This window comes from Neobacillus cucumis, assembly GCF_023715505.1.
The window spans coordinates 1-373 of the sequence record NZ_JAMBOH010000129.1; the positions used below are offsets into that span (position 1 = coordinate 1).

2 rRNA genes are annotated in these 373 nt (G+C 45.6%); both read right to left on the reverse strand.

The features are described from left to right. Nucleotides 1–76 (reverse strand): 5S ribosomal RNA (gene rrf / locus M3226_RS31745); the annotation flags it as partial. A 203-nt stretch (nucleotides 77–279) separates the two neighbouring features. Further along, nucleotides 280–373: ribosomal RNA gene (locus M3226_RS31750) — 23S ribosomal RNA — on the reverse strand; the annotation flags it as partial.

A 373-nucleotide genomic window follows, 5' to 3' on the forward strand; every position in this document is an offset into this window, starting at 1 on the left:
TACCATCGGCGCTGAGAAGCTTAACTTCCGTGTTCGGTATGGGAACGGGTGTGACCTTCTCGCCTTAATTACCAGACTTATTAAATTGAGAGATCGTTCTCTCAAAACTAGATAATATATAGAAGAAGTAAAAACGAGTTAATTCGCTTTAAAACTTGGCTAGCTTCGGCTCCTAACTTCTCGGCCGTTTCGATCCGTCCCTACAAATCCAAAACCAGGATTTGCAGAGCCGGCTCTCCAACGTCTGTCGAAGTTGAACAGTCGCCTTCGCTTTTCGTTTTGGTTAAGTCCTCGATCGATTAGTATCAGTCAGCTCCACATGTCGCCACGCTTCCACCTCTGACCTATCAACCTGATCATCTTTCAGGGATCT